22 protein-coding genes are annotated in these 25,359 nt (G+C 37.4%); 6 read left to right on the top strand and 16 right to left on the bottom strand.

Annotated elements, in window-relative coordinates; all coding sequences use genetic code 11:
- Positions 1 to 202: 202 nt before the first annotated feature.
- Positions 203 to 421 carry a hypothetical protein gene (locus tag ND2E_RS23615; protein WP_033094355.1) on the top strand — a complete coding sequence of 73 codons (219 nt, stop codon included), beginning with the start codon at positions 203 to 205 and terminating at the stop codon, positions 419 to 421.
- A 187-nt stretch (positions 422 to 608) separates the two neighbouring features.
- On the opposite strand, the gene tyrA is transcribed toward ND2E_RS23615, so the two are convergent.
- Both tyrA and ND2E_RS08465 read right to left on the bottom strand, forming a co-directional pair.
- The gene (gene tyrA / locus ND2E_RS08460; RefSeq protein WP_033094354.1) at positions 609 to 1,754 is read right to left on the bottom strand and encodes a bifunctional chorismate mutase/prephenate dehydrogenase; all 1,146 of its coding nucleotides are present in this window, start codon (positions 1,752 to 1,754) and stop codon (positions 609 to 611) included.
- A 123-nt stretch (positions 1,755 to 1,877) separates the two neighbouring features.
- Entirely contained in the window at positions 1,878 to 2,972 is a 1,095-nt protein-coding gene (locus ND2E_RS08465; RefSeq protein ID WP_052056639.1) for a 3-deoxy-7-phosphoheptulonate synthase, read from the bottom strand.
- A gap of 389 nt (positions 2,973 to 3,361) precedes the next feature.
- Between ND2E_RS08465 and ND2E_RS08470 the strand changes: the two genes are divergently transcribed.
- Positions 3,362 to 4,318: a Kelch repeat-containing protein gene (locus tag ND2E_RS08470; RefSeq protein ID WP_052056637.1), complete on the top strand. Its 957-nt coding sequence runs from the start codon at positions 3,362 to 3,364 to the stop codon at positions 4,316 to 4,318.
- Positions 4,319 to 4,575: 257 nt separating this feature from the next.
- Here the strand turns inward: ND2E_RS08470 and acs are convergent, their stop codons facing one another.
- The 14 genes from acs to ND2E_RS08540 form a co-directional block, all read right to left on the bottom strand.
- Positions 4,576 to 6,522: an acetate--CoA ligase gene (gene acs, locus ND2E_RS08475; protein ID WP_033094353.1), complete on the bottom strand. Its 1,947-nt coding sequence runs from the start codon at positions 6,520 to 6,522 to the stop codon at positions 4,576 to 4,578.
- A gap of 519 nt (positions 6,523 to 7,041) precedes the next feature.
- On the bottom strand, positions 7,042 to 7,359 hold the full coding sequence (locus ND2E_RS08480) for a DUF6172 family protein (protein ID WP_033094352.1): 318 nt from the start codon (positions 7,357 to 7,359) through the stop codon (positions 7,042 to 7,044).
- A 188-nt stretch (positions 7,360 to 7,547) separates the two neighbouring features.
- Entirely contained in the window at positions 7,548 to 8,504 is a 957-nt protein-coding gene (gene pip, locus ND2E_RS08485; protein WP_223303625.1) for a prolyl aminopeptidase, read from the bottom strand.
- 125 nt (positions 8,505 to 8,629) lie between these two features.
- The gene (locus ND2E_RS08490; RefSeq protein ID WP_033094351.1) at positions 8,630 to 9,007 is read right to left on the bottom strand and encodes a DUF2237 family protein; all 378 of its coding nucleotides are present in this window, start codon (positions 9,005 to 9,007) and stop codon (positions 8,630 to 8,632) included.
- 617 nt (positions 9,008 to 9,624) lie between these two features.
- Positions 9,625 to 10,008, bottom strand: a complete 384-nt coding sequence (locus ND2E_RS08495; protein ID WP_033094350.1) for a DUF4345 domain-containing protein — start codon at positions 10,006 to 10,008, stop codon at positions 9,625 to 9,627.
- A gap of 179 nt (positions 10,009 to 10,187) precedes the next feature.
- On the bottom strand, positions 10,188 to 11,315 hold the full coding sequence (locus ND2E_RS08500; protein WP_190277836.1) for a Kelch repeat-containing protein: 1,128 nt from the start codon (positions 11,313 to 11,315) through the stop codon (positions 10,188 to 10,190).
- Between the two features lie 417 nt (positions 11,316 to 11,732).
- Positions 11,733 to 13,412: a sensor domain-containing protein gene (locus ND2E_RS08505; RefSeq protein ID WP_033094349.1), complete on the bottom strand. Its 1,680-nt coding sequence runs from the start codon at positions 13,410 to 13,412 to the stop codon at positions 11,733 to 11,735.
- Positions 13,413 to 13,512: 100 nt separating this feature from the next.
- Positions 13,513 to 14,733, bottom strand: a complete 1,221-nt coding sequence (locus ND2E_RS08510) for a DNA alkylation repair protein (protein ID WP_223303624.1) — start codon at positions 14,731 to 14,733, stop codon at positions 13,513 to 13,515.
- A gap of 239 nt (positions 14,734 to 14,972) precedes the next feature.
- Positions 14,973 to 16,325 (bottom strand): tetratricopeptide repeat protein, encoded by a 1,353-nt coding sequence (locus ND2E_RS08515; RefSeq protein WP_033094348.1) that lies wholly within the window; start codon positions 16,323 to 16,325, stop codon positions 14,973 to 14,975.
- Between the two features lie 85 nt (positions 16,326 to 16,410).
- Entirely contained in the window at positions 16,411 to 17,058 is a 648-nt protein-coding gene (locus ND2E_RS08520; RefSeq protein ID WP_052056647.1) for an energy transducer TonB, read from the bottom strand.
- A 42-nt stretch (positions 17,059 to 17,100) separates the two neighbouring features.
- Entirely contained in the window at positions 17,101 to 17,511 is a 411-nt protein-coding gene (locus ND2E_RS08525; protein WP_033094347.1) for an ExbD/TolR family protein, read from the bottom strand.
- A 76-nt stretch (positions 17,512 to 17,587) separates the two neighbouring features.
- The gene (locus tag ND2E_RS08530; protein WP_033094346.1) at positions 17,588 to 18,115 is read right to left on the bottom strand and encodes a MotA/TolQ/ExbB proton channel family protein; all 528 of its coding nucleotides are present in this window, start codon (positions 18,113 to 18,115) and stop codon (positions 17,588 to 17,590) included.
- A 3-nt stretch (positions 18,116 to 18,118) separates the two neighbouring features.
- A complete protein-coding gene (locus ND2E_RS08535; protein ID WP_223303623.1) occupies positions 18,119 to 19,606 on the bottom strand; it encodes a MotA/TolQ/ExbB proton channel family protein in 1,488 nt (495 codons plus the stop codon).
- Positions 19,607 to 19,611: 5 nt separating this feature from the next.
- A complete protein-coding gene (locus ND2E_RS08540) occupies positions 19,612 to 20,433 on the bottom strand; it encodes a DUF3450 domain-containing protein (RefSeq protein WP_081962051.1) in 822 nt (273 codons plus the stop codon).
- Positions 20,434 to 21,386: 953 nt separating this feature from the next.
- On the opposite strand from ND2E_RS08540, the gene ND2E_RS08545 reads away from it, so the two are divergent.
- The 4 genes from ND2E_RS08545 to ND2E_RS08560 all read left to right on the top strand — a co-directional run bounded on the left by ND2E_RS08545 (position 21,387) and on the right by ND2E_RS08560 (position 25,352).
- Positions 21,387 to 21,770, top strand: a complete 384-nt coding sequence (locus tag ND2E_RS08545; protein WP_033094345.1) for a BlaI/MecI/CopY family transcriptional regulator — start codon at positions 21,387 to 21,389, stop codon at positions 21,768 to 21,770.
- Positions 21,771 to 21,773: 3 nt separating this feature from the next.
- The gene (locus ND2E_RS08550; RefSeq protein ID WP_223303622.1) at positions 21,774 to 22,724 is read left to right on the top strand and encodes a M56 family metallopeptidase; all 951 of its coding nucleotides are present in this window, start codon (positions 21,774 to 21,776) and stop codon (positions 22,722 to 22,724) included.
- 103 nt (positions 22,725 to 22,827) lie between these two features.
- The gene (locus ND2E_RS08555) at positions 22,828 to 24,102 is read left to right on the top strand and encodes a TolC family protein (RefSeq protein WP_052056635.1); all 1,275 of its coding nucleotides are present in this window, start codon (positions 22,828 to 22,830) and stop codon (positions 24,100 to 24,102) included.
- An 11-nt stretch (positions 24,103 to 24,113) separates the two neighbouring features.
- Positions 24,114 to 25,352, top strand: a complete 1,239-nt coding sequence (locus tag ND2E_RS08560; protein ID WP_033094344.1) for an efflux RND transporter periplasmic adaptor subunit — start codon at positions 24,114 to 24,116, stop codon at positions 25,350 to 25,352.
- The last annotated feature ends 7 nt before the right edge of the window (positions 25,353 to 25,359 follow it).

Below are 25,359 nucleotides of genomic sequence, written 5' to 3'. Positions count from 1 at the left end.
AGCCGATCACTCAATACCATTTTGACCGAAAAGTGATCGGCATCGATGGTATTGAGTGATCGCGATGGATGGTATTAGGTGATCGGCTTAGATGGTATTAGGTGATCGCGATGCATGAGAATATGCACATAGAGTTCATCATGGTACCAATAAGCAGTATTTAGATAAAAACTATGCTGGTATTTTTATTATTTGGGACAAAATGTTTGGCACATTTGCCGAAGAAAAAGAGGTTGTTTCCTATGGTGTCCACCCTCAGCTGAAAAGCGTAAATCCGATAAAAGTATTCTTTTCTGGTTATACAAAACTAACAAGTCGATTATGGCAAGCTCCCAACTGGGGTTACCGCTGGAACCTACTGATGAAATCACCAACCTGGGCTTGGCAACAAGAACAAAAGTTAAAAAACAATAAAAAGTAAATACACTGATTGTACTCACAGTTGGGAGCATGACAGATAGATTGTGAAAAATATGAATAAGCTTCAGAACATGTAGCTTAATATTTATGCTTTATTATGGCATTTTAGCAATAAGTGTTGATAACATATAAAGGAAATAGCGCTAGTAATAATACTAGCGCAAAGGTTGGAAAACGTTAAAGCTAGCTTAATTCTTTTTCAGCTCATTCGCTTTTAATAACATTGACTTACTTTCTTCGAGGAAGTCACCAGCATAGTCACCAAACCAATCAGATACGTTATTGAACATAGCAACAAAGGCGTCTTTGTCATCAAGGCTAACATCTTCAAGCAGTTCTAAAAAACGGTAGGCAAAACGTTTCATCATGCTTACATTATCCTTGTTAGCAAAAATAATATCTGCATAAAGCGTAGGATCTTGAGCAAATAAACGTCCGACCATGATCAATTCTAATCGATAAATGGGTGAGCTCATCGCGACCAAGTTTTCTATATCTGCACCTTCACTCATCAAATGATAGCCATAAGCAATGGTAGAAAAGTGTCGCATCACTTGCACCATTGACATCGCTTGATCATGCTCATGCGCTTGCACAGGATAAATTTTAGCGCCCCACACTTCAAATTGCTCAATCAACCATTGGTACTGCTCGGGATGTCGACCTTCACAACTAATGATAGTTTGTTTTATTAAGCCTGTAACATCAGGACCAAACATGGGATGCAAACCAACAACTGGACCAGCATGCACCTTTTTCATTTCAAATAAAGGCGACTCTTTTATACTGGTTAAATCGGCAAGGATACAGCTTTTAGGTAAGTTATTAAGCTGGTGAATAACCATACTCGTCAAACGAATAGGCACAGCGACAATAACTAAACTCGCTTCAGCTAAGATAGCTTCGCTGTTTGGCCAGTCATTTTGTTCAATAATAGCAACTTGGTAATCAGAGCGTTGAAATAAGTCAACAAAGACAGAGCCTAGCTGACCTTTACCACCAACTACCACCACCTTTTTGCATTCAGGATTAACACAACGATAACCACTAGCATCTTGACTGACATAAGAATCACGCATTAAACGACGTAAAACATCTTCTATTAAATCAGGTGAAAGGCCTGCTTCACTTGCCTGATGACGACGTTTAGCAAATAAACTCGCCTCACGTTTAGCATCATAAATAGGTCTACCAACACTGCTTTTTAATTGGCCAACTTTACTGGTCACAGCTAATCGTCTTTGCAGTAATTTAACTAAATCACTATCAATTCCATCAATTTCATCACGTAAATTAGTTAACTTTTTATCAAAGTCAGGATCTGAATTCGTCATTAATATCTCTTATTTACAACATATTATTCAAAGCATCTAGCATGATGCCTTCAAAATAGAAAACGCGACAAAAGTCGCGTTTCATTAAAAATATCTTACCTAACAATGTTAGGTAAATACTTCTTAGGCTGAACGCGAAGTTAAACAACCTGATAGACGTGCATTAGCATCATCTAATAATTTCTCTGTTTCAGCAAAATCAATACAAGCATCGGTAACAGAAACACCATAAGCTAATTCTTCTTTAGCTAAATCACTACTTTGATTTCCTGCATTAATATTACTTTCTAACATTATACCAATAATTGATTTATTGCCTGCACATATTTGTTCCACGATATCCTGGGTTACCACAGGTTGACGCGTATAATCTTTACTTGAGTTACCATGACTACAATCAACAATTATACCTGGATCAATCCCCTGCTTAGCCAAGGCTTGTTCACACTCGGCAATACTTTTTGCATCATAATTTGGCGCTGTGCCACCGCGTAAAATAACATGGCCATCAGGATTACCACTCGTTTGAATTAACGCAACTTGTCCTTGACGGTTTATCCCCATAAAGTGATGTGGTGAAGCGGCTGATTGCAATGCGTTCACCGCGACACTTAAACTTCCATTAGTACCATTTTTAAAACCGATTGGCATGGACAAACCACTGGCCATTTCTCTGTGAGTTTGCGACTCGGTAGTACGCGCACCAATCGCAGACCAGCTAAAGACTTCCGCAAGGTATTGTGGGCTGATTGGGTCTAGTGCTTCCGTTGCCAAAGGCAAACCAAGCTCTGTTAAATAAAGAATCAATTCTCGGGCTTTTCTCAGGCCTGTTTCAACATCAAAAGAACCATCCATATGTGGGTCATTAATCAAACCTTTCCAACCCACAGTGGTGCGTGGTTTTTCAAAGTAGACGCGCATAACAACAAATAATGAACCTTGGTATTTATTATGAAGCACTTTTAATTGGCGAGCGTAATCTTTAGCTGCTTCAACATCATGGACAGAACATGGGCCGGAAATAACGAGCAAACGAGGATCTCGTTTATGGATTATGTCACTAATTGTTTTACGTGACTGTTGAACAAACTCACGCCCTTCTTCTGAAAGCGGCATTTCAGCACGAAGCGCTTCAGGCGTAATGAGTACATGCTCAGCATTCACATGAATGTTATTTGAGCTAGTCGGTACGGCAGATAATTCGCTGGCTGTGGTCATAGTTTTTCCTCAATGTGATTCTTTTTCCACTAAGTGGATCTTTAAAGTGTATTAACGCTAGCTAAATAAACAGATTAAACATGTGAAATTCAAGGTAGGAAAAAGCGACTAAATAAGGGCTACAGCTCAACCAAAAACAAAAACAAGAAATCGTAAAGATTTAAATACGCGATTTGTATTGATATAATTACACTCTTTTTTACCTATGTATAGTACTAAATGGTAATAATCAGGTAAAAACTTGTATCTTAATATACATACCGATTAAAGCCTTCAAATCAGCCGTAAAAAAGCGCCATTCCATACTCAACCAGTAGATTATTAAATAGTTGAATAGTAAGGGGGAAATGCATTAACCTTTACCATTCAACTATTAAGAGACTCAATCAGTGATAACAACTAAAAATATTCATTTCACCTTTGTAATAATACTTCTATTAATAGCAATTACAGCGTGTAGCTCTAATCCTAATAAAAATACAGATGAATTATCTTTATCAACAGCTCGTTATGGCCATGCCGTTGTCAATGATGGTCAAAAAATATATGTCTTTGCCGGTGGTAACAAGTCAGGTTTCCTGTCTGATATTGAGATTATCGAGCCGACACTCGAAAAAACAAAAGTGCTCCCTAATAAATTAATACCTAGACGATATTTTTCAGCGGTATGGGATGGAGAACACTCCATCTATATCATCGGCGGAGTAAGTTTTGAAAAAAAATACTATCGATTTGAACCAAGAGTAGAGATTTTCAATACAATCACGCACGAGATCAGCTTTGCTCCACCTCTACCCACACCAACACGTATCAATACTGCAGTACTATTAAGTGGTCAAATTTATGTTTTTGGTGGCGCCTACTCTGTTAATAACAGGCTTAAAGCGAGCTCTGAAGTTACTATATTTAGTATTGAGGAAAATAGGTGGATGCAAGCAGCCGCAATGCCAACAGCAAAAGCGACAAGAGCGATAGTGAAAGATGGAGAAATATATGTCGTTGGTGGCTACAATCAAACGTCATCTATGAATGTCTTTGAAAAGTATGATCCTAAATTAAATGCATGGCAAACCCTACCTGCAATGCCAGTAAAAATCAGCGCGCATTCACTCTCCCTTGTTAAAGATACACTCTTTGTATTTGGCAATTACAATGACTTAACATCTAGCTATGCTTATAGCTTCCGTACAGAACAATGGAAAAAGGTTGAGCTAGGCTATCAAGCAAGCAGACACAATGCCGCAACTACACTCGGTGATACCACCTATGTAATCGGTGGTAATTTAGGTAGAAGAGGACCATTTCTAGATTATGTTCAAATATTCAAGTTATACCAGTTTAATTAAGTTTGTGATCTTGTTGTGCGTCGGAAAAATATTTCAGGACAAGACGCTCGATTGAGTAATAGCTGGCTATTCTGAGTGAGAGCAACGCCGACATGAACTATTTTAACCAGCACAAGTGAGCAATAATTTAATCAAATTGGTATTATAACACTTCCCCCTTCTTGACTCTTAATACTGTTTAGACATTAAAAAAGCGCCTTGCGGCGCTTTTATTTCAATAACTTATTATCTAGTAGTGAATACTTAATCGTTAAGTATTAACCACCGTGGACAATACGCTTATCAATTAGGTTTTCAACAACACTTGGGTCTGCCAATGTTGAAGTATCACCTAAAGTATCAACATCATTTTCAGCAATCTTACGTAGAATACGACGCATAATTTTACCTGAGCGTGTTTTCGGTAAGCCTGGTGCCCATTGAATGTAATCAGGTTTAGCAAAACGACCTAATTCTTTTGCAACAAACTCTTGCAGCTCTTTGTTTAACTCATCTGACTCTGAAGCATTACCCATAAGCGTTACGTAACAATAAACGCCTTGCCCTTTAATTTCATGTGGGTAACCAACAACAGCGGCTTCGGCTACTGCAGGGTGAAGTACTAATGCACTTTCAATTTCAGCAGTACCTAATCTGTGACCAGATACGTTAAGCACGTCATCTACACGCCCTGTTATCCAGTAAAAACCATCTTCATCACGTTTAGCACCATCACCAGTAAAATAGTTACCTGGGTATTGACCTAAATACGTTTGGTAGAAGCGGTTATGATCACCATAAACGGTACGTAGTTGTCCTGGCCAGCTAGCAGTCATCACGAGTAGACCTTGGTTTTCGCCTTCTAAGTTATTGCCATCTTTATCAAATAGCGCAGGCTGTACACCAAAGAAAGGCTTACCCGCACAACCTGGTTTCATGTCTACAGCACCCGGTAGTGATGTTATTAAGATACCACCTGTTTCTGTTTGCCACCACGTATCAACAATTGGACAATTACTCTTACCAACAACTTCATAATACCAATGCCAAGCTTCTGGGTTAATTGGCTCACCTACTGAACCTAACAAGCGTAAAGAGGACAAATCAGCTTGATTCACTAAATCATCACCAACACTCATTAATGCACGAATCGCGGTAGGTGCGGTATAAAATACGTTAACTTTATGTTTTTCACAGACTTGCCAAAAACGACCAGCGTCAGGGTACGTTGGTACACCTTCAAAAACTAACGTTGTTGCACCATTTGCTAACGGGCCGTAGAAAATATAAGAGTGACCAGTGATCCAGCCAGCATCGGCCGTACACCAGTAAATTTCACCTTCTTTATAATCAAACACATACTTGTGTGTCATCGCAGCATAAAGAATGTAACCACCACAAGTATGTACAACACCTTTTGGTGTGCCTGTAGAGCCAGAGGTATAAAGAATAAATAAAGGATCTTCAGCATCCATTACTTCTGGTTCACATACAGCTGATTGTTTAGCAACAGCTTCTTCGTAGCTAATATCTACTTTGTCATTCCAAGCAACATCACCACCTGTACGCGCAACAACAATTACTGAGTGAACGTTAGGGCACTCTGCAACGGCTGCATCAACATTTGATTTAAGTGGAATACGTTTACCACCACGTAATGATTGATCAGCAGTGATAACCACTTTACAGTCAGCATCAAGTACACGCGCTTTAATTGATTCGGTAGAGAAACCACCAAAAACAACCGAGTGGATAGCACCAATACGTGCACACGCTAACATAGCGTAACCGACTTCAGGGATCATCGGCATGTAGATACATACACGGTCGCCCTTTTTAACGCCACGTTCTTTTAATAAGTTTGCAAAACGACAAACATGATCGTGTAGCTCTTGATACGTTACCTTTAAATCTTCATTTGGATCATCACCTTCAAAGATAATAGCGGTATCATTTGCTTTAGTGGCTAAATGACGATCTATACAGTTATAACTTACGTTAAGTTTACCGCCAGAGAACCAGTTGATTTCAGAGTTTTTAAGGTCAACTTTACTTACGCTGTCCCAAGGTTGGTACCAATCTATAAACTCTTTTGCTTGTTCGCCCCAAAACTCATCTGGTTGCTCAATTGATTGCTTATACATGGCATCGTATTTAGCTGCATCAATATGAGTGTGCGCTTTTGCTTTTTCTGAAACTGGATAACAAGATTTTAATTCTTTCATTTTCTCTTCCTTCGGACTTAACTTGAGGTTATTCATACCATTGAGATTAAATAAGTAACGCTATGTTGACCCACTATTTAATCTGTTTGATATAACATGAAATATTTATTCTTTATATTTATTATTCTTCAACGCTAATATTATTTGCACTTAGTTTTAACGTATTATTTTCTTTAATTCCAGCAATAAACTACATGTGATAAGTAGCTAAAGATGATTGGATGACTAACATGCTAAAATTTTTGATCTGACTTTAATATACAACTTTAGTATTAAATTAAGTTTTTACTCTAATAAAGTGTAAACAAAAGTGACTGCACATTACCATATCATTGAAAACAAAGGGTGACAACGCTGTCATTTCCTGTCTGAATGTTTATCATACAAAGTGCTTACTATACGGTAACGACGCTATGTTTTTTTGATTCGACCACAGAAATAAAAAAACCGAGCGTATGGCTCGGTCTTTATCAATCTGAAAAAGTAGTGATGTGCTAAATTAAGCTGAAGTCTATTTAACTAGTCCTCAAAGTCACTCTCATCTTCATCTCTTGGCGTAAAGGTTCTGATCCCTTCTTTCGCTATGATTTCAATGTAAAATGACGTTAAGCCTTCCACTTGAGTTTGATCAATACGTTTATTAATCTCTGACAATTGCACTGGCTCTGCTTCCTCTTTGGTATTACCAAATTGGCAATCAAAGTCCCAAAAGTCAGCACCTGTAGGTAATTTTTTGTTGCGCTCTCTTTTAAGATACTTTTTAACTTCATGCTTTACAGCATCAACGCGTCTTTCAAGTTTTACTTTAGGATGGATTAATTCAAACGTTTTTTTCATGGTGGGCCTTAAGTCAATGGCTACAATTACGCGTTTATGAGACGAGTAAAAGGTGTAAATAGTATAATGTCGGCTATTTTACGTTACTTTCACGCAAGTAGCGAGATAGTGATAGCAACACAAGCATAAAAACCTAAGTGTGTTGCTGATAGACCTAAATTTACAGCCTGAATACTATTTTTATTACGCTACACTAACAACATTGCTTGTGTAGCCGCGATTAAGTGGTGCTTGGTGTTTGGTTCAACGGAGGCATGGCCTGATGCTTCACTAATAACAAGGCTCGATTTAGGTAACTGCTGATGTAATAACCACGCGTTATCTGCAGGGCAAACAATATCATAACGACCATGAACAATAGTTGTTGGGATATCTTTTATTTTATCGCAGTTCGCTAAAATCTGATTGTCCGATAAAAAACAATCATTAACCATAAAATGTGCCTCATGGCGAGCTAATGTCCAAGCATGATCATCCCCAGTAGCGGCATCAACAAAAGCTTGATCAGGTATTAAGGTACAACAGCGAATTTCCCAAATACTCCAAGCCGTGGCAATTTTTTGCGCTAACACTTTATCATCGCCAATTAACATCTCATAGGCTGCTTTGGTTGTTGCTTGTTCTTTACCTAGTGGCAGTACATCGAGGTACTCTTGCCAATAATCAGGGAAAATACGTGTTGCCCCACCCCCTGAAAATGTCCAATTAGTGTCAACATCACGTCCAAGGAAAATACCACGTAATACTAAACTCTTAACACTTATCGGATGCGCTTGAGCATAGACTAAAGATAAAGTAGAGCCCCACGAACCACCAAAGACATGCCATTGTTCAATATTCAAGTGTTGGCGAATCTTTTCGATATCTGCGACTAAGAAATTGGTTTCATTGTTATCTAAACAACCGTGCGGTAATGAACGTCCGCAACCACGTTGATCAAATAAAATAATATGGTACTTCTCAGGATCAAAAAAACGCCTGTCGTTAGTTGAACAACCGCCTCCTGGACCACCGTGAATAAAAAGCACTGGTTGCCCGTTAGGATTACCACACTGCTCTACATAGATTTGATGTTGGCCATCAACATCAAATAAAAAGTCATTAAACGGGGATATTTCAGGGTAAAACTGATTCATATTGTTCATTATATAAATTCTCTTCAAACATTCGCGCTATAAAAATAAAAGCTATTACACTGAATCAGGACAATATAACTTTGATTAGATTAATTATGCTGCTTTAGTTACCTTAAATTTTTAACATAAATTGATTAACTTAAATCTAATGCATATTTTTTTAATATTTCAATCGGCACAACTTCTAACGCTTTAATATGTGTCTTTCTTAAATGCACTCTAGGTGCTCTATCCCCCTGATAAGCTTCTAACCAACGCTCTGCACATAAACACCAAGTATCTCCAGGTTTTATACCGTCAAAATTAAATTCAGGTCTGGGTGTTGATAAATCATTACCTTTAAAACGAGAAAATTCTAAAAACTGCTGGCTTGCCTCAATGCAGATGGTATGTGAGCCAACATCTTGGGGCGAGGTATTACATTTATTATCTCGAAAAAAACCGGTCACAGGATCACCACCACAGCCGACTAACGCTTCACCAAAAACATTGATTGATTCATCCATTTCCATTTTTAATTCTCATTGCTAGGACTAATTAGCTAACAGTATACCCGTGTTATCTCAAAATGTAGAATGCAAATGGCAGTAGATAAATGCTTTTAGATATTCACAAATAAAAATTCTAAAAGCATATAAAAAAGGCGCAATACTTTCGAAGGTATTGCGCCATAATTTTAATAATAACATCGGTTAACGTAAGACTAGTGCCCTAACTCTTTTTGAGGATTCCAATCTTTATCAGTGCGAACCGTTTTTGATTTCCCCGCTAAATATGGTGTCATTTTTATACCTGACGGAGGTACAATTTTTCTGCCTTGCTAGGTGGTTAAAGGATGTTTATCATCCGCATAGTCTAATATTGTCATAGGTAAATCTTTTACTGAGACGTAAGTATCTGAAATTTCACCTTGACGCTTAAACTTATTCACATGCGCTTTAGTTGGAACCATAATCAATGGAACACGAGCCCCCCTTCAGAACCATTATCAGTCATATAAATAAACGGTTGTTAAGTAACCTCATATATTCATCAACTGTATAAAATAAGCATTCCATATAAGCCAATCAACTAAGCAACAATTAATCACTTAGTGATTTACCTATGCACTGATTTACTAGATTAATATTTATTGTTGTTTTCTCTGCTTAATAAGCATAAGACCCACAGTGCCAAAACCAATTTCAAGTAGTAAAAAAACCACTAACAATGGATGAGACATACCGTCAACGACTAAGCTTAAAGCACGTCCCGCAGCCAAACCTAGCATGAAGACAACGAGGCTCAATAGTGCTGGTAATTCTAAGTTTTTGTTTTTTGCACCAATCAACCAGAAGATAATAAGTGCTAGATATAAGCCCATTACGGCTCGGAATATATGAGCAACATTCACGCTACTCGCATCTATGTTATATAGAAATGACAAACTAACTGCAGGAGCCGCACCATACGAAAGTGCGATAGGAAGTAAACCCACAGAAGCAAGAATCAAGAATTTTTTTTCTCTTTCCATATTAAAGTCCTTCTTTGAATGAATTGAAAATTTATTAAAATAGATTCATTATTAAATCTATTATAACTATTATAACTATCAGCAATCAGCAATCAGCAAGGTAAATTTAGTATAGCTTCACTATTAATTCAAAATCTTTACTTAATAAATAAGGAGTATTATACGGTCATGCTAAACACTTACAAATAATCGTTAACATTACCGTGCTGATTAATTGTTTGTAGAACCTGCTGGTTCTCTCCCATACCGCCAATCGTTATTAACTGATCATCTAAGTGTAATAAACCGCGGTGGTCCATTGTTGCATTAGATGTTGCTTTAACTTGCCAACTTTGGCTTTTAATATCATAGATCCACACGCCATTATCAGGAGAAGATGCCTGACCGTTATAACCTATAGCATTGAAGTTATAAGGATTATCACTACCCCCAATAAAAACAATTTTTTGATATTTAGCTATCCCGACTGCAGCCATTCGGTATCTTGATTTTCCTGTCGGGTGAGGTAATAACTGCCAAGCTATTTTACTTGGCATTTTTTTATTTATTTTGCCTAAATAGCAACTTGCTTCAGCTGCATAACTTCGACGTTTATTAATATGAACATCAACTCGTACGCCATCACAGATAACCAGGGTATTACCAACAATTCCGCCTGCTTGGCCAAAGACAGGTTTACCTGGAAATGGACTTGCTTGCTGCCAAGTATCTGTTTTTATATCGTATAGTTGAACCAAGTTAACATTTCCATCATTATGCCAACCGCTAACTAAATAGATATATCGGTTATTATAAGGCAGAGCAACACTATCATCGACAGGTACAGGCATCGATGCCAGCTTTTGATAGTTAGCCTTAGTCACATCATAAGAATAAACATCAGGTACTGAGACTTCACTATGGTCTTTTGCAACGGTATAACCGCCAAAAACATACGCTTTACTTTTTATACTTGTCGCAACACTAGCCAAGCGTCCCGTTAAACCATTAATTGCTTTCTCAATCGGAACACCGGCAATAGCCTGCCATTTTTTCTGATTAACATCATAAATAAATGCCTTGTTGTGAACATCGCGATAGGTTTTATTTTTGCCTACCCCAGAAAAAGACAAGAAATAATCTTTATTCTCGATAGTAAGCTGAGTAACAGCGTTATTTGCAACAGGTTCAGGTAACAAAGCTAATTTCGTTTCGTTCAGTGAATTAGCCCAGACAGATAGGGGAAAATTTAACAGGATAATAAAATAAAACAACGCAGCTATATTTTTAGTAAATAGATCGACAATGTAAGAAAATGATTTAGACATAAATATAATCCAGATGTTTCGTATGTTATATGAGTAGTTAATAAAGTTATTGCTGCAATGAATCAGCAGAGACTATCAAGACAATGACTTAAGGGCTAAACCCTTTATCATTAAGTATGATTGCTACTTGCTGTTTTCTAGGTAATAACCTCGTATGCTTATTACTTAAAAATAGGCTTTCGTTCTCCTTGATTTAACTCCTTTTCCTTAAGGTTAGTTTCACTGATTTTAAACACATTTATCAATAACCGGACGTTATTTTTCATAAAATAAAGTCCGTAATGAAAATGTATTTTTTTGCTTATTATTGCGGTGTTTTTTAAGGTAAAACTGAACTAGGCGAGCTCAGCAATTTAACAGTCGGAGTTAATTACTATCACCAAAATTAACCGCTTTAGCAGAAAGAAATTAGTAAAATTAACAATTTAGATGATCACCTTTTATTATTTCATGATAATAACAATAGGCGGCATCTAAATGAAGCTTTGCTTCATACATTGCTTGATCGGCATGTTCTAATAATTCCTTAGCGTTATTGGCATCATCTGGATAAATACTAATACCAATACTCGCTGAAACTGTTGTTGAACTCTTTTGAATTATTAAAGGTTGTTCTATTTGAGCAATCAATTTTTGTGCTACATGTTTCGCTTGATCAATACTCTCAATATCAATAATGACAACAAATTCATCTCCCCCCATACGGGCAACTAAATCGACCTTTCTTATTTCAAGCTTTATCCGTGCAGCAATTTCAATCAACACTTTATCGCCTTCAAAATGACCAAATTGATCATTGATAGGTTTAAACTTATCTAGATCTATAAATAACGCAGCCATCAACTTTTTTTGTCGTTCACAACGAATTATGGCGCTGTTTAAATTACTTTCTAATTGCAGTCTATTTGGTAAGCCAGTCAAGTAGTCGTAATACGCCTTATTTGATAAATCCATCTCCCTAATTTTTGAGCTGGTATTATCACGAAGAAGAAGCACGTAATTATCAGGAATATTATTATTATCTAGTGTGCAATTCAGCGTAGCTAAAAAAGGTTGTCCACCTTTAGTGATAACATCCCCTGCCCACTGTCGTTTTGTCGCAATTATATCTTTAAAAAGAAGATTGCCATCAAAACAAAAAATAAAATCGGTAATTGACAATAAATGTTTATCTGACTTTTGAGAGTGCATAATATTTGATTTGGCAGCAACATTGGCTGTTTGGATGTAACCATTTTTATCTAAAATAAAACAGGGCTCAGAAGTTGTTTCAAACACTAATGCGGCTAATTTTAATTTACTTTCTGTTTCCCTTTCATCAGTAACGTCATGACCAATCCCTACTATGCCCTCAATATGTTCGTCATCGTTATACAAAGGGATCTTTAGCATATCAAGTAGTCGCTGATCTCCATTATTATAAGTAACCTTTTCATCACAACGAATTTCATTGCCTTGAAGGACTTTTCTATCATTTCCTTTTATGTAATTTGCCGACTTCTTTGACATCAAGTCGTCATCGCTAAATCCTATTATCTCACTATTTTTTTTATTTAAAAAAACCTCAAAAGAACGATTACAACGTTGATAAATGCCATTATGATCTTTGATAAATATAAAACCAGGTAGTGCATCAATCATAGTTGTTAGCATTCGTTTTTCTTTACCTAATGCTATATGAGCAGTAATTTGATCGGTAATGTCTCTGGCTACAACTGCAACCGACTTAATCGGTAAACCATCATAAAAAGTATGACGACTATCAATAAAGCGTTCTTCGCCTGTATGGTTTTTTCCCCAGAACTGAAGACTTACTTCTTCACCTTGAAGCGCTTTATCCAAGAAGGGTTTAATAATCTGTTCAAAACGATCTTGTCCGTGTAATTCTGAAACATGTTTTCCAACAATAGATTCATTGTGAATTCCAAAAAACTTGGTATAACCAGCACTTACCGCACGGTAATAATAATTTTCATCCACAATAGAAATTAAATCTTCCAAAGCTGACAATAAAGAGAGATCAGCTGAATTATTTAATAAGTCAGTGAGATATAGTGCAGAGTCATTTTCTTGGAGAGATTGTTTTTTAATATTCATCTTTTTATTATATACAAGTTTATGAATAATGATTGAAAAATACCTTAATCACTTTACATATTATCGGCCAATTACCTCTTACCATGTTCATTTAATGCCTTTATCTATCACGCACATCAGAGGTTACCAATACAAAGTCTTTTGCAGCAAACTCTTTACCATTTAATATGATTGATACTTGGTGTTTTCCGGGATAAAGCACGCGCGTGCTTATCGCTTTAAAACTCTGCTTTCGTTCCACTTGATGTAATTCATGAGCCTCAAGATGGCGCTCACTGATTTTAAAAACCTTTTTCGATAATTGGCCGTTCTTTTTCATAAAGTACAAGCCGTACTCCAAACGTATTTTTTTACTTATTGAGGAGTTATTCTTTACCGAAAAACTGAATTGGGCGTGTTCACCAAATTTAACAACATTGGTTAATACCTCAAATTTAGTAAGCACTATATCAGTACTGTCATAGCCAAAAAGTGCCAGCGTATCAGGGCAAGCCTGTTTTAATAACGTTCGACATGCATGTTTAAGTGTTCGATCAATCTGTTCACTTTTACCAAGATATTCTTTGGTAAAATTAATGACCACTTGTGGATTATCTTTGGCAATATCATTTAAGTTATTAGCAACGCTACGGCGAACAATCTCAGTTGGATCATCAACTAGGCGGTGTAGTATAGGTAAAACTTCAACAGGATTTTTCTTATATTCTGGCAGGGCTATCGCCCAAGGTAAGCGAGGTCTACTACCTTCAGTTGCTAAACGTCTAACCAAGTAGTGCTGATGTTGGCTCCACAAAATCATCTGATCCAACATTTGATTGCCATATTTAATCAAGAAAGGTCGAACGGCAAATTCGCCACTGGTAAATTGCGTTACTTTTTCCATAACCTTAACCGACTCTTGAAAATGGTCTATACCATAAGTTTCTATGTATTCTGGTAAAAACATATATTCAACACTGCCTTCAGTAATGCCAGCCTTAGTTAAACTGGCAATTAACTTCACTAACACTTCGGCAGCCTGGGAGAAATCAGTCGGCATAAACTGATGCATCACCACTTTGGTATGGCTCATTCGCTCTTTCAGCTCTAATACCTCAAAGTCATCACTTAGCATAAGGGACATGAATTCTTGCTCATCAAAGTCTGGCAAACATGCCTTTAAATGTACCGATAAAGTTAAATAAAAGTCTTCGTTATATAAATTTTTAAAAGGTTCCATAGTGATAATTTCAGTCCAGAGTTTTTCAATGCAATAGGTATAACCGTATACTGCCTTAAAACTGTATATAAAAACAGTTATCTTTACTGCTTTACTCGACATATAGGGTAACCATATCACTAGAACTTTGCTGGTCTTGCACTATGATTTGCTGCTTACCTGAAAGGTGTAAAATAAGTGCTCTTTGCCAAGTTTAGGTATTTCCGTATATCGTGATATTCCCCTATCAAAGAAACTACTGAATGATCCCCCTTGATAGGTGCTATGACTTATACTGAGATATTCATAACAAAAAAGCGCCCTAGGGCGCTTTTTTATGGTCATACTTTAAACGACGTAAACTAATTAAGCATAGCTAACTGAACTTTGTAGTGCTGTTGTTCACGCTCAACATACTTACCCCATTGCAAGGCCGTTTTTTTAGTACTAGTAAATTTTGACGCTTTGGCAAACGACGCTAAAGAGTGTTCAAATTTTCTCAGGTTGAAATTCGCCATACCCAAAATTAAGTGCATATTGGCGATATCTTTAGCTTGCTTATCATTAACTTCCTTATGTTTAGCAAATCGTGTTAAGGCTAAGGTGGAAGAGTCTATCGCCGCTTGCCATTGTTCGGTATTTAGATAGGTTTGCGCTAATAAGGCATCATGTTCACCTGATTGCGCAATGTCGCTGACGCGCACTAACACTTCTGTTGCTTTATCATATTCTTTAGCAGTCAAATAAGCACGAGCTAGCATACTTAAATTATCTTCATCAGCAAAAATACTCCCTTGCTCAATCGAGTTATCTAACACCTCAGCACTTTTATAAGGCGCACCATGGAATAAATAGAGTTGCGATAACGTCACTATATCACTCGCTTTGGTGATATAACCTGCTTGGTAAGCCGCTTCCATTACCGCCATTTGCTTGTCTTCTTCACCAATTTCACCGTACATGCTTGACAGTTGTAACCAATATTGTGGTTTGTCATATAGGCGTATGAGCTTTTCCATGACCTTGGTTACTTGTTTAGGTTGTTGTAACTCATAATAAGTAGCACGTTGTAAGGTGAGCCAATTTTCTTTAGGTATTTTATTTTTTGCTTCAACTAAACGGATTGCCGTTTCACTATGCTCTAAGCTATTAGTAAAATCTTTATCTTGATAATACACTTGAGCAAATAACATTTCTTGCGAACCCGTTAACTCTTTAGCGTATATATCGCGCCACTGAGTTAAGTAGGCAAGCGCCTCTTTATAGTGTTGTTGCTGCATACTCAATTGCGCTAGAGAATAAAGCGTAGAGGTAATCAAACTGTCAGGTATTGCTGTTTCAGCAATGACTTTGTTAAAGCTATCCACTGCTAATGCAATATCATCATTGGCGTAGTACATAAAGCCGTAGAAATTAAATAACATGGCGCGTTCATAACTGTTTAAGCTATCAACTCGCTCTTCAACTTCTGCTAAAACTTCAAAGCCTTCAATTTTATCACCTTCATCAGCTAACTTTTGCGCTCTTGCAAGTTGTGCATATACGCGGTTACGCATGGCAGGTACTTTTTTACTGGCGCGATAACTTTTTTTATCAACACTTTTTTTAACTGAGCTTGTAGCTGATTGCGTTTCTCCAGCAATGCTGTCATTGGCTGTTAATGAAACAAGTACAGTAAATGCCGTTGTCAGTAGTAAGGAGTTTTTACTTTTCATAACTCAATCCTCATTAATATCATTATTTATCTACACTCAAAATAGGTTTCAAAGTAATTAGCTTATGAACCCTGCCTTCGAGTTATTAACCATCAATTTCAAAACTAATTTTGTTCTGTACGCCAGCTACTTCCATTGCTACACCATCAACCACACGGGGTTTGTATTTAAACTTAGCAACCGCATCAAGTGCAGCCCTATCAAATACCCCTTCTGGTTTTGCTTGCACTACCTTAGCTTGACTAACTGAGCCTGTTTTAGTCACGACAAACTCAACAATAACAAAGCCTTCGATACCACGAGATTGCGCTCTACGTGGATAAATAGCGGCTACTTTAACAATTGGTAAATAATCACCATCACCACTATCCAGACTCAAGCCGCCTGACAATCCCATATCCGTTTGAATATCTGCTGCAAAGCTACTTTTCGTCGCACTGGCATTAGGATTTGATTGCTGCATCTGCGGTGCATTCATTGGTGGTGGTGGCTCTTTTGGCTTAGCTGGTTTTTGCGGTTTACGTTCTTTTTTCACAATCGCTTCATCTTTTTTTAAGCGAATAAAATCAAGCACACTGCCCTTGGCAGGATCTGTCATCACTTCATTACCGCCTGCAATTAGCTTTTGCATGCCCCAAAGTAAAATGAAGGTCATACTGAGTGCTAATACGCCGGCAATAACGTATCGAGCACCACTACGCACTATAATTTGTTGCGACGTATCAGTTGACATAGTTGTTGACATATTTGTTGACATGTTAAGTCCTTAACCCCATTAGGCTTCTTGCGCGGCGATAGATACATCATAAACACCGGCTGCACGGGCAGAGTCCATCACCTTAATTAAGGTGTCAGTAGTCGCTTTTTTATCGGCTTGAATCACCACAGTACCCTGTGGATTTTCTGCTTTTAAACGCTCAATATTGGCTTGTACACTGCGAATATCTACTTTACGTTTATTGATCCAAACATCGCCTTTATCACTAATCGCCACTAAAATATTGGCACGCTCTTTTTTTACCGCTGTCGCAGCTTCTGGGCGATTTACATCAATGCCCGCTTCTTTAACGAATGAGGCCGTTACAATAAAAAAGATTAATAAAATAAACACCACATCAAGCATAGGGGTCATATCAATTTCTTCTTTTTCATCTTGATCTTGTAACATTTGGTTTAAATGACGCATAACTAACTCCAACAATTTCTATTTTGAATAACGCTTCACCTGAGGTTAAATCGCTATTCTTTTATTAACTCAACGTTTAATGGCTAACCGTTAAACTATCGGCAAGTAATTCAGCTTCTTTTTTAGCATTTCGACGTAACCAGGTGGCGGTAAAGACACCTGATAGTGAGCCTACCATGCCCGCCATTGTGGGGATGGTGGCACGCGAAACCCCTGATGCCATGGATCTTGCATTACCACTTCCTGATATTGCCATCACATCAAACACTTCAATCATGCCAGTTACCGTGCCCAATAAACCTAATAACGGACACAAGACAACTAAGGATTGTATAAGCGCTAGGTTACGATTTAGCTTAGTGGTACCACGAGAAATTAACGCGTTGCGTATTTGTTCGCTGTACCACGACGTTTGCTCTTTGCGACCTTGCCACACACTGATCATGTGTTTCTTTACGCTGCGGTAGCTGTAAAAAACAAAGACAAAGCGTTCGAAAATCAACAACCACATAATGAAAATGACAGCAGCAATCACGATTAATACTTGACCACCAGTATCCATAAACTCATTAATGGCATCGTACATTTCCATTAAGGCAATCACTATTTATGCTCCTTGGCCTGCAAGTGTTTGGCCTTGGGCCATTTCATCTGATTCAACACTCTCAGCTCTTTCTGCAATGATGCCGGTACTTTCTTGTTGTAAAATATTAACAATGTTGCGGCTACGACCATTTAAGTAAGCGAAGATAAAGACCATAGGAATGGCTACGACTAGACCTAAAACCGTAGTAACAAGTGCTTGAGAGATACCGCCAGCCATAAGCTTAGGGTCACCCGTACCAAACAAGGTAATGGCTTGGAAGGTATTAATCATACCTGTAACGGTTCCGAGTAAACCGATTAGTGGTGCAACTACTGAAATGATTTTAATTAAGGTTAAACGCTTAGATAATTTAGGCACTTCTCTTAAAATAGATTCAGATAATTTAAGCTCTAAGGTTTCAGTATCTAGGCCAGGGTTATTATCTTTAACCTGCATTACACGACCCAGTGGATTATCACTTGATGCGACCGATGACTTAAGTTGACGCTCAACTTTAGAACCAATAAACACTAAGCTAATAAGGCGTTCCAGCGCAATAAGCAAACCGACTAAACCTATGGCTAAAATGATGTAACCCACAGGGCCACCTTGATCAACACGTTCTTTCAAGTCAGGTGCTTGCACTAATAAACTTAATATTGAACCGCCCGTTGGGTCTAAGGCAAAAGCGGAAGTGTTTCCAGCACTGTTAACCAAGTCACTTGTTGAGGCTAAGTATCGGTTAGAAGGTTGTCTAATGAGCTCAGCTACCGTGCCTGTTTCATCAATATATTCTAAATAGCTTCCATCAGAGATGAGGTTAAAACCACCAATTCGTGTCACAGCTGTATTATTACGATCACCGTTAGCTAATACCACTTCGCGGTTAAAGGTGGTTACCTTACCGCTTTGTGTCATTTCTCGTTGTAACTCAAACCATAATCGTTCAATTTCTTCAATAGATGCCAGTTTTGAACTTGAACCCATGCTTTGAGCAAACTCATCTAGAAACTGACCACGCCCTGGTATCTGCGCCGAAATAACAGAAGTTTGAAACTTACTGCGTGTATCACCAGCGACTTGCTGTAACACACCAAACAACTCTTTCAATTCGCCTAAACGTTTGTCCAACGCTTCAGCTTTGTTGGCTAAAGTTATTTCATTATCTGCGAAATTTTGCTCAAGCTGCACACTGAGTAATAGCGCATTATCACGCTGATTGCTCATATCATTTAACATGTTCTGCTGCTGATTAACTTTGGCTTTAAATTGACTTTCTCTGGCTTGGTTTTGCTTAGTTTGAGTTATTTGTCCCTGTTCTAATTGATTTAATAAATCATCTAGAGTGAGCGCATCTTGTGCATAACTCACAGTACTTAAACAACTTAATGAAGCAAATGTCAGTGCAGAAACAGTTAACGCCTTTTTACCCACTTTATTTAACTTAGATACCGTGCTTCTTAGGGTATTCGTTACTGTGTTTCGTATTTTTTTAGGAGAATTTGTCATTATTATTACTCTGCTTGTGTCGAGGTTTCGTTAATAGACACCGGTACCATAATTAAATCTGGTGCTAGCTGTTTACGGGCTATACGTAAGGCTTTGTTAATACCTAAACGATAATCTTGGGACAGTGGTTGCCATTGCCCCTTTCCTCCTGTTGAAGATTGTTTCCATTCACCTAAACGGCTACCATCACGTGTTTGATAAACTAAGCTGACACGACCAATACGTAAAAAATCAACATCCATTTTATTACCCTCAATCGGTAATACGCCGCTATACGCTTCAATAGTACGTCCGTAATCCACTTCAATTTGGTACGCTTCTAATACTCGGCGAAACTTCTCTGATACCGCTATATCCGCGCGATTCATCATGGTCTTTAAATCTTCAACGCGTTTAGTCCTTTCGCTAGGCAAAAAAGGCACATCAAGACTAACAAAGGTATCTAAGGTGCTGATCATACGAGCCATTAAGGGCGATATTTGACGTTCAATGACACTCACTTCTTCCATCGACTTAGCTAATTGGGCGAGCTCAGCCATTTGGCTATCAAGCTGTGCTTGCATTTGTTGGTTATAAACACTCAGACCGTCAACTTCTTTTGTTACCACATGAAATTGTTGTAATTTAGTTTGTGCTTTATCCGTTAATGCATTCACTTTTTGCTGTGACTTAGCGGCAGATTGATTGATTTGCTGACCGGCATTAACGACTTTATTTAATGAGGTATCAGCAGAGGCATCAGTAGCACTCGCTGAGGTAGCAAAGATTAAACTACTTGTGGTAAGGCCAAATATTAGGCTTGCTTTAGTGAGTTTAGACAACGTCATTGTTTTACCCTTTCTCTTTTACTCTATTCACTTTTAAAAAGTTAAGAGCGTCATAATGATAAATACCAACCCTAACCTTCATAGTTAAAACAAAGATTCTTTTATTGGTATTCAAGAATGTGACAAAGTGTACCGAGGGAATATGACAGTTAAACTGAAAAATTATGACGCTTATGTTGCATTAAGGTTTCAGATTAATGACAAACAACAAGAGTGGGAATAACAATAAATAATGAGTTGTGTAGTTCTTTAAAAAAAGTAAGAGTTCTCGTGCGATACTTTTTTCGCTGAAATTGACTTGGGATAAGTTAAAAGAATATTTTTCATAAAAAGATGCTGAGGAGATCACTAACAACTTAACAAGCCGCAAGACGATAAAGACAACTAAGTGCGCAAAGTTGAAGTATCAACTCATAAAGCTATCCTCGCGATAAGCTCATTGCTGTCGTTGATATTTCACATTTTAACGCTAACTAGTGCCACAAAAAAGTCGTTAGCATAGGTCAATTTTGTAGACGCTTTTGGGTCACTATAGATACGAAAGCGGAAGTTCTCCATAGATATAAAATGTATTTTTTAACTATAAATATTACCAATTAATCGAAAACCTGACTGGCAAAAAAGCCATCGTTGCAGTCTTTGGGGATTTTAGGTTAATGGCAGCTCATCTGGAACCGCAGTCATAGCCACTGAATTAACAGTATGTTGTTATAATCGTAAAATATAAATTCAGATTATTTTAGCAACCTTTTCAATTCAAACTTCAAGGCCAACATAATACCAAACAGCTCATTGGTGAAGCTTTGACTTGCTATTAACCTTAATTACTACCTGCTTGCATATCGCACGTTAAAGCATAATTTTTCAATAACCCAACTTAAAACCTATTGACTATAGGTTAAATGCAGTGCATTATACCTATCGTTAATAGGTTAAATTGTAAGGAGTATTAAATGAAGCTAGGAGATTTGGAAAAGTTAGTCTTACACTACCTTTGGGAGAACGATAAAGCTGATGTAAAAAAAGTGTTTTCTCACTTTGAAAAAATTCGCGGTGGCAGTTTGAATACTTATCAGACAACTTTAGATCGTTTATTTAAAAAAGGTTTATTGTCTAGAGAGAAACTAGGCTATGCGTTTCATTATAAAGCGAAAGTAGAAAGGTACGAATTAATTGGTCAATTAATAAAATCAGTAACTAATGATTTTATTACTGAAGATGATAATAGCCTAATTGCTGCATTTTCGTCGATTTCTAAAGATCTTGATGTGGAACAATTAGATAAACTAGAAGCTTTAATTGAAGCACAGCGTATAAAGTTAGAGATGGGAAAATAGCAAATGACCGAAGGGGCTATGGCAATAACACTAAATACGTTAGCAATAGTAATTGTTGCGTTTCTGATTTCGAATATAGTTTTGTCGATAGCATCTTCTTTATTAGCTCAGAAATTTCTTAGTCTACAGGTTGCTTCTAGAAAGATCTTATTATGGTTTATTGTCCTTTTACCTTGGATAGCTGCACTTAGTATTGGTTTATATTTTTTAAATAGTTACTTATCTTCATCGACATTCGAGTATGCGCATTGGCATCACATGGCAATATTTGAATGGTATAGTTGGCATGGAGCTTCTGTAATCGTGGCTGCAACTTATACGGTGTACGTATTATTAAAGAAAGCGTTACAGTTATTATCCCATAGGCAAGAAATCTCCGCGTTAACTGAGCTTTCTTTAGATTTAGGCAATGGTGTTTATGAAATAGAATTGCCTGAAGGAAGTGCTTTCACAACGGGATTCTTTAATAAAAAATGCTTTGTTACTAGTGGGTTGATATCGGAAACCACCGAAGAAGAACTTGCTGTTGTTATTGCACATGAAAAAGCCCATGCGGCTAATAATGATCCTTTTAAAAAATGGATGTTTAGCTTGTTCTCCTCATTTTTTATTGCATCTGTTGCGGCTAGGTTAAATTTGCATCTAACTCTGGCTATGGAGCAAGATGCAGATAACGCTGTAATTGACGCTAATAAAACATCGATATTCATTGCTGGAACTTTAGTAAAGATTGCTAGGCTAAATGCAAATGGGTTACCTGTTAGCAATAATGAATTAGTTGTTAACTTCGGTGCCGATGTACTTGAACAAAGAGTATATTTTCTACTGGGACATCTAAAGTTAAAGCCATTAAATAAAGTGGCGGCGATATTTTCAGTTAGTTTGATATTGTTAGCTTGTTTTTCATCAATAGATGGTATTCACCATTTAATAGAAAAAATTTTTAGTCATTAACTTTTAGTTATTAATCGCCAAAAGTTAATTTATACCCACCCATAAAACCTACTACTAATAGGTTTTACATTATTCCCTTTAATTTATTATGAGGAAGAATTTTATGCCTGAACATAAAAACACACTTAAAAAACCGACCTTGAATCGGTTTAATAGTGGGATTTGCTCAATCTTACTTAGTTTAACTATCTTTTCTCCTGCAATTTTTGCTCAGGAAAGTTTGTCGTTAAACAATGCAATTAGCCTTACATTAAAACAACACCCTGATCTTAAATCCTTTATGTTCAAAAAAGAGGCTGCTAAGGAGATGTTAGAGCAAGCTCGTATTGCTAGTCCTATGACTGTTAACTTAGACTTTGAAGATATGATGGGGAATGGTGGCTATTCAGGTATTGATAGCATGCAAACAACCCTAAGTATCTCATGGTTATTAGAAGGAGATATTATTGAATCTAGGGTAGGCGTTGCGAACGTAAAGCTTGATGAATATGCACTTAATAAAGAAATAAAAGCGCTAGATGTTGCTGCTGAAACGGCAAAAATATTTATAACTATTTTATCACAGAAAGAGCAACTCATCTTAGCAAAGCTCGCTAGAAATAATGCCAAAGATGTCTTTAATGAAATATCAATTAGAGTTAAGGCAGGAAAGCTTAATGTTATTGATGAATTAAGAGCAAAAGCTGATTTATCTAAAAAAGAACTTATTGTAGAAGACCTTATTCATGAAATCTTAGCGAGCAAGTCACAATTAGCGGCTCAATGGCAAGGTAATTCGGATTTTAATATTACAGGAAGTCTTTTAAACATCCCGACAGCCGAACAATTAGAACTAGCCATTAAAAGGTTAAAGTCAAACCCAAGATTAAAAACCTTTGCTTACAAAAATCGAATTGCTGACGCTGAAATAGCGCTAGCTAAAGCCTCTCAAAAACCTGCTTGGTCAATAAATACGGGAATAAAGAGAAATGAAGCAGTAGATGATTTTGCATTCACTGCTGGCATATCAATTCCTTTTGGGGGAGAGAACCGCAATCGCGGGCAAATAAATGCCTTACAAGCTAAGAAAAACCAAGCAATAGCTGATTCTGACGCCTCATTTCAACGAATGTCAACACAGCTATTATTACTAACTCACAAACTTAAACATAATAGCCATGTTGTAAAAGGGCTTTCTAATGAAACGATCCCCGCGCTAGAAGCAGCGAACCTTAAAGCAGAAGAGGCTTACAAAAAGGGGCGTTACCGTTACACCGACTGGTATTCCGTTCAACAAGACTTGCTGATGACTCAATCAGAGTTAATCAATGCATATACAAACATCCAGATATTTAATATTGAACTAGAGCGCCTTACAGGCAGCTCAATTTCTATGTAAGTGAGATAAAGATGAAACTTAAAGCAATAGTTACCTCAATACTTTTAGCCCACCTCTCTATTGGAGGAGCAACTTTTAGTATGCATGTGAATGCTCAATCAAATGAGCAGTCTGTGAAAGAAGAAGTCGAAAAAGGTCCGAATAATGGTCGAATGCTTAGAGATGCAGAGTTCGCTATCGAACTCGCTATTTTCGAAGATGGCATGCCACCTGAATTTAGAATATTTCCATCGATAGGAGGAAAGCCTATTCAACCAGATGATATTGAGATTAATGTCCAGCTCTCTCGTTTAGGGGGCGTGGTTGATGATATTAACTTTTACGCAGAGAACAATTATTTACGCGGAGATATGGAAATTTATGAGCCACATTCTTTTAATGTGACGCTGACAGCCAAGCATGGCGGAAAAAGCTATCAATGGTCATATGACAACTTTGAAGGAAGAGTTTTAATTGCTGAAAGCATGGCTAATACCATGTCAATCGAGACTGAAAAAGTTGCAGAGCAAGTGTTTGAAGAGAAATTAAAAGTTTTTGGGAAGCTTTCTATGCCACCCAATGCTATGCGTTCTATTAGTGCTAGATTTCCTGGCGAGATTAAAGCTTTACATGCCGTGATGGGGCAAAAAGTGAAAAAAGGGCAGCTACTCATGGTTGTGGAAAGCAATGAGAGTTTACAAAGTTATCGTATTTACTCTCCTATTAGTGGTGTGGTGACCAAGCAAAGCGCAGGAGTTGGAGAGCAAACAGAGGGAAGAGAGTTATTAAAAATCTCCAATACACAGAAGCTAATTGTGGAGCTGGGTGTGTTTCCTTTAGATCAATCAAAAGTGAAACTTGGCTCTATCGTCGATATTAGCATTCCAGGGCAAAGTGGCGTTGTAAAAGCCCAGGTTTTTGACTCACTTGTTACTGTAACAAATGAGCAAGCAAAAATATTTAGAGCAGAGATTGATAATTCAAATGGTGATTTTAACGTTGGTCAGATTGTTTCAGGTGAAATAATGCTGGATCGATACAAAGTATCACGAGCAGTAAAAGCTTCTGGTATTCAGTCCTTTCGGGACTTCAAAGTCGTTTATGCGAAAGTGAATGATGAATACGAAGTGAGAATGCTTGATATAGGGAGAAAAGTAGGACCTTGGGTTGAGGTCTTAGGAGGTATTCCTTCTGGTACTGAATATGTCGCGAAGAATAGTTACATAATCAAAGCCGATATTGATAAATCTGGCGCGTCTCACGACCATTAAGGAAGTA

It is taken from the genome of Colwellia psychrerythraea, from assembly GCF_000764225.1.
GTDB lineage: Bacteria > Pseudomonadota > Gammaproteobacteria > Enterobacterales > Alteromonadaceae > Colwellia > Colwellia psychrerythraea_D.
Note: the sequence above shows the minus strand (reverse complement) of the source record. Positions and strands in the feature narration are given on the sequence as shown.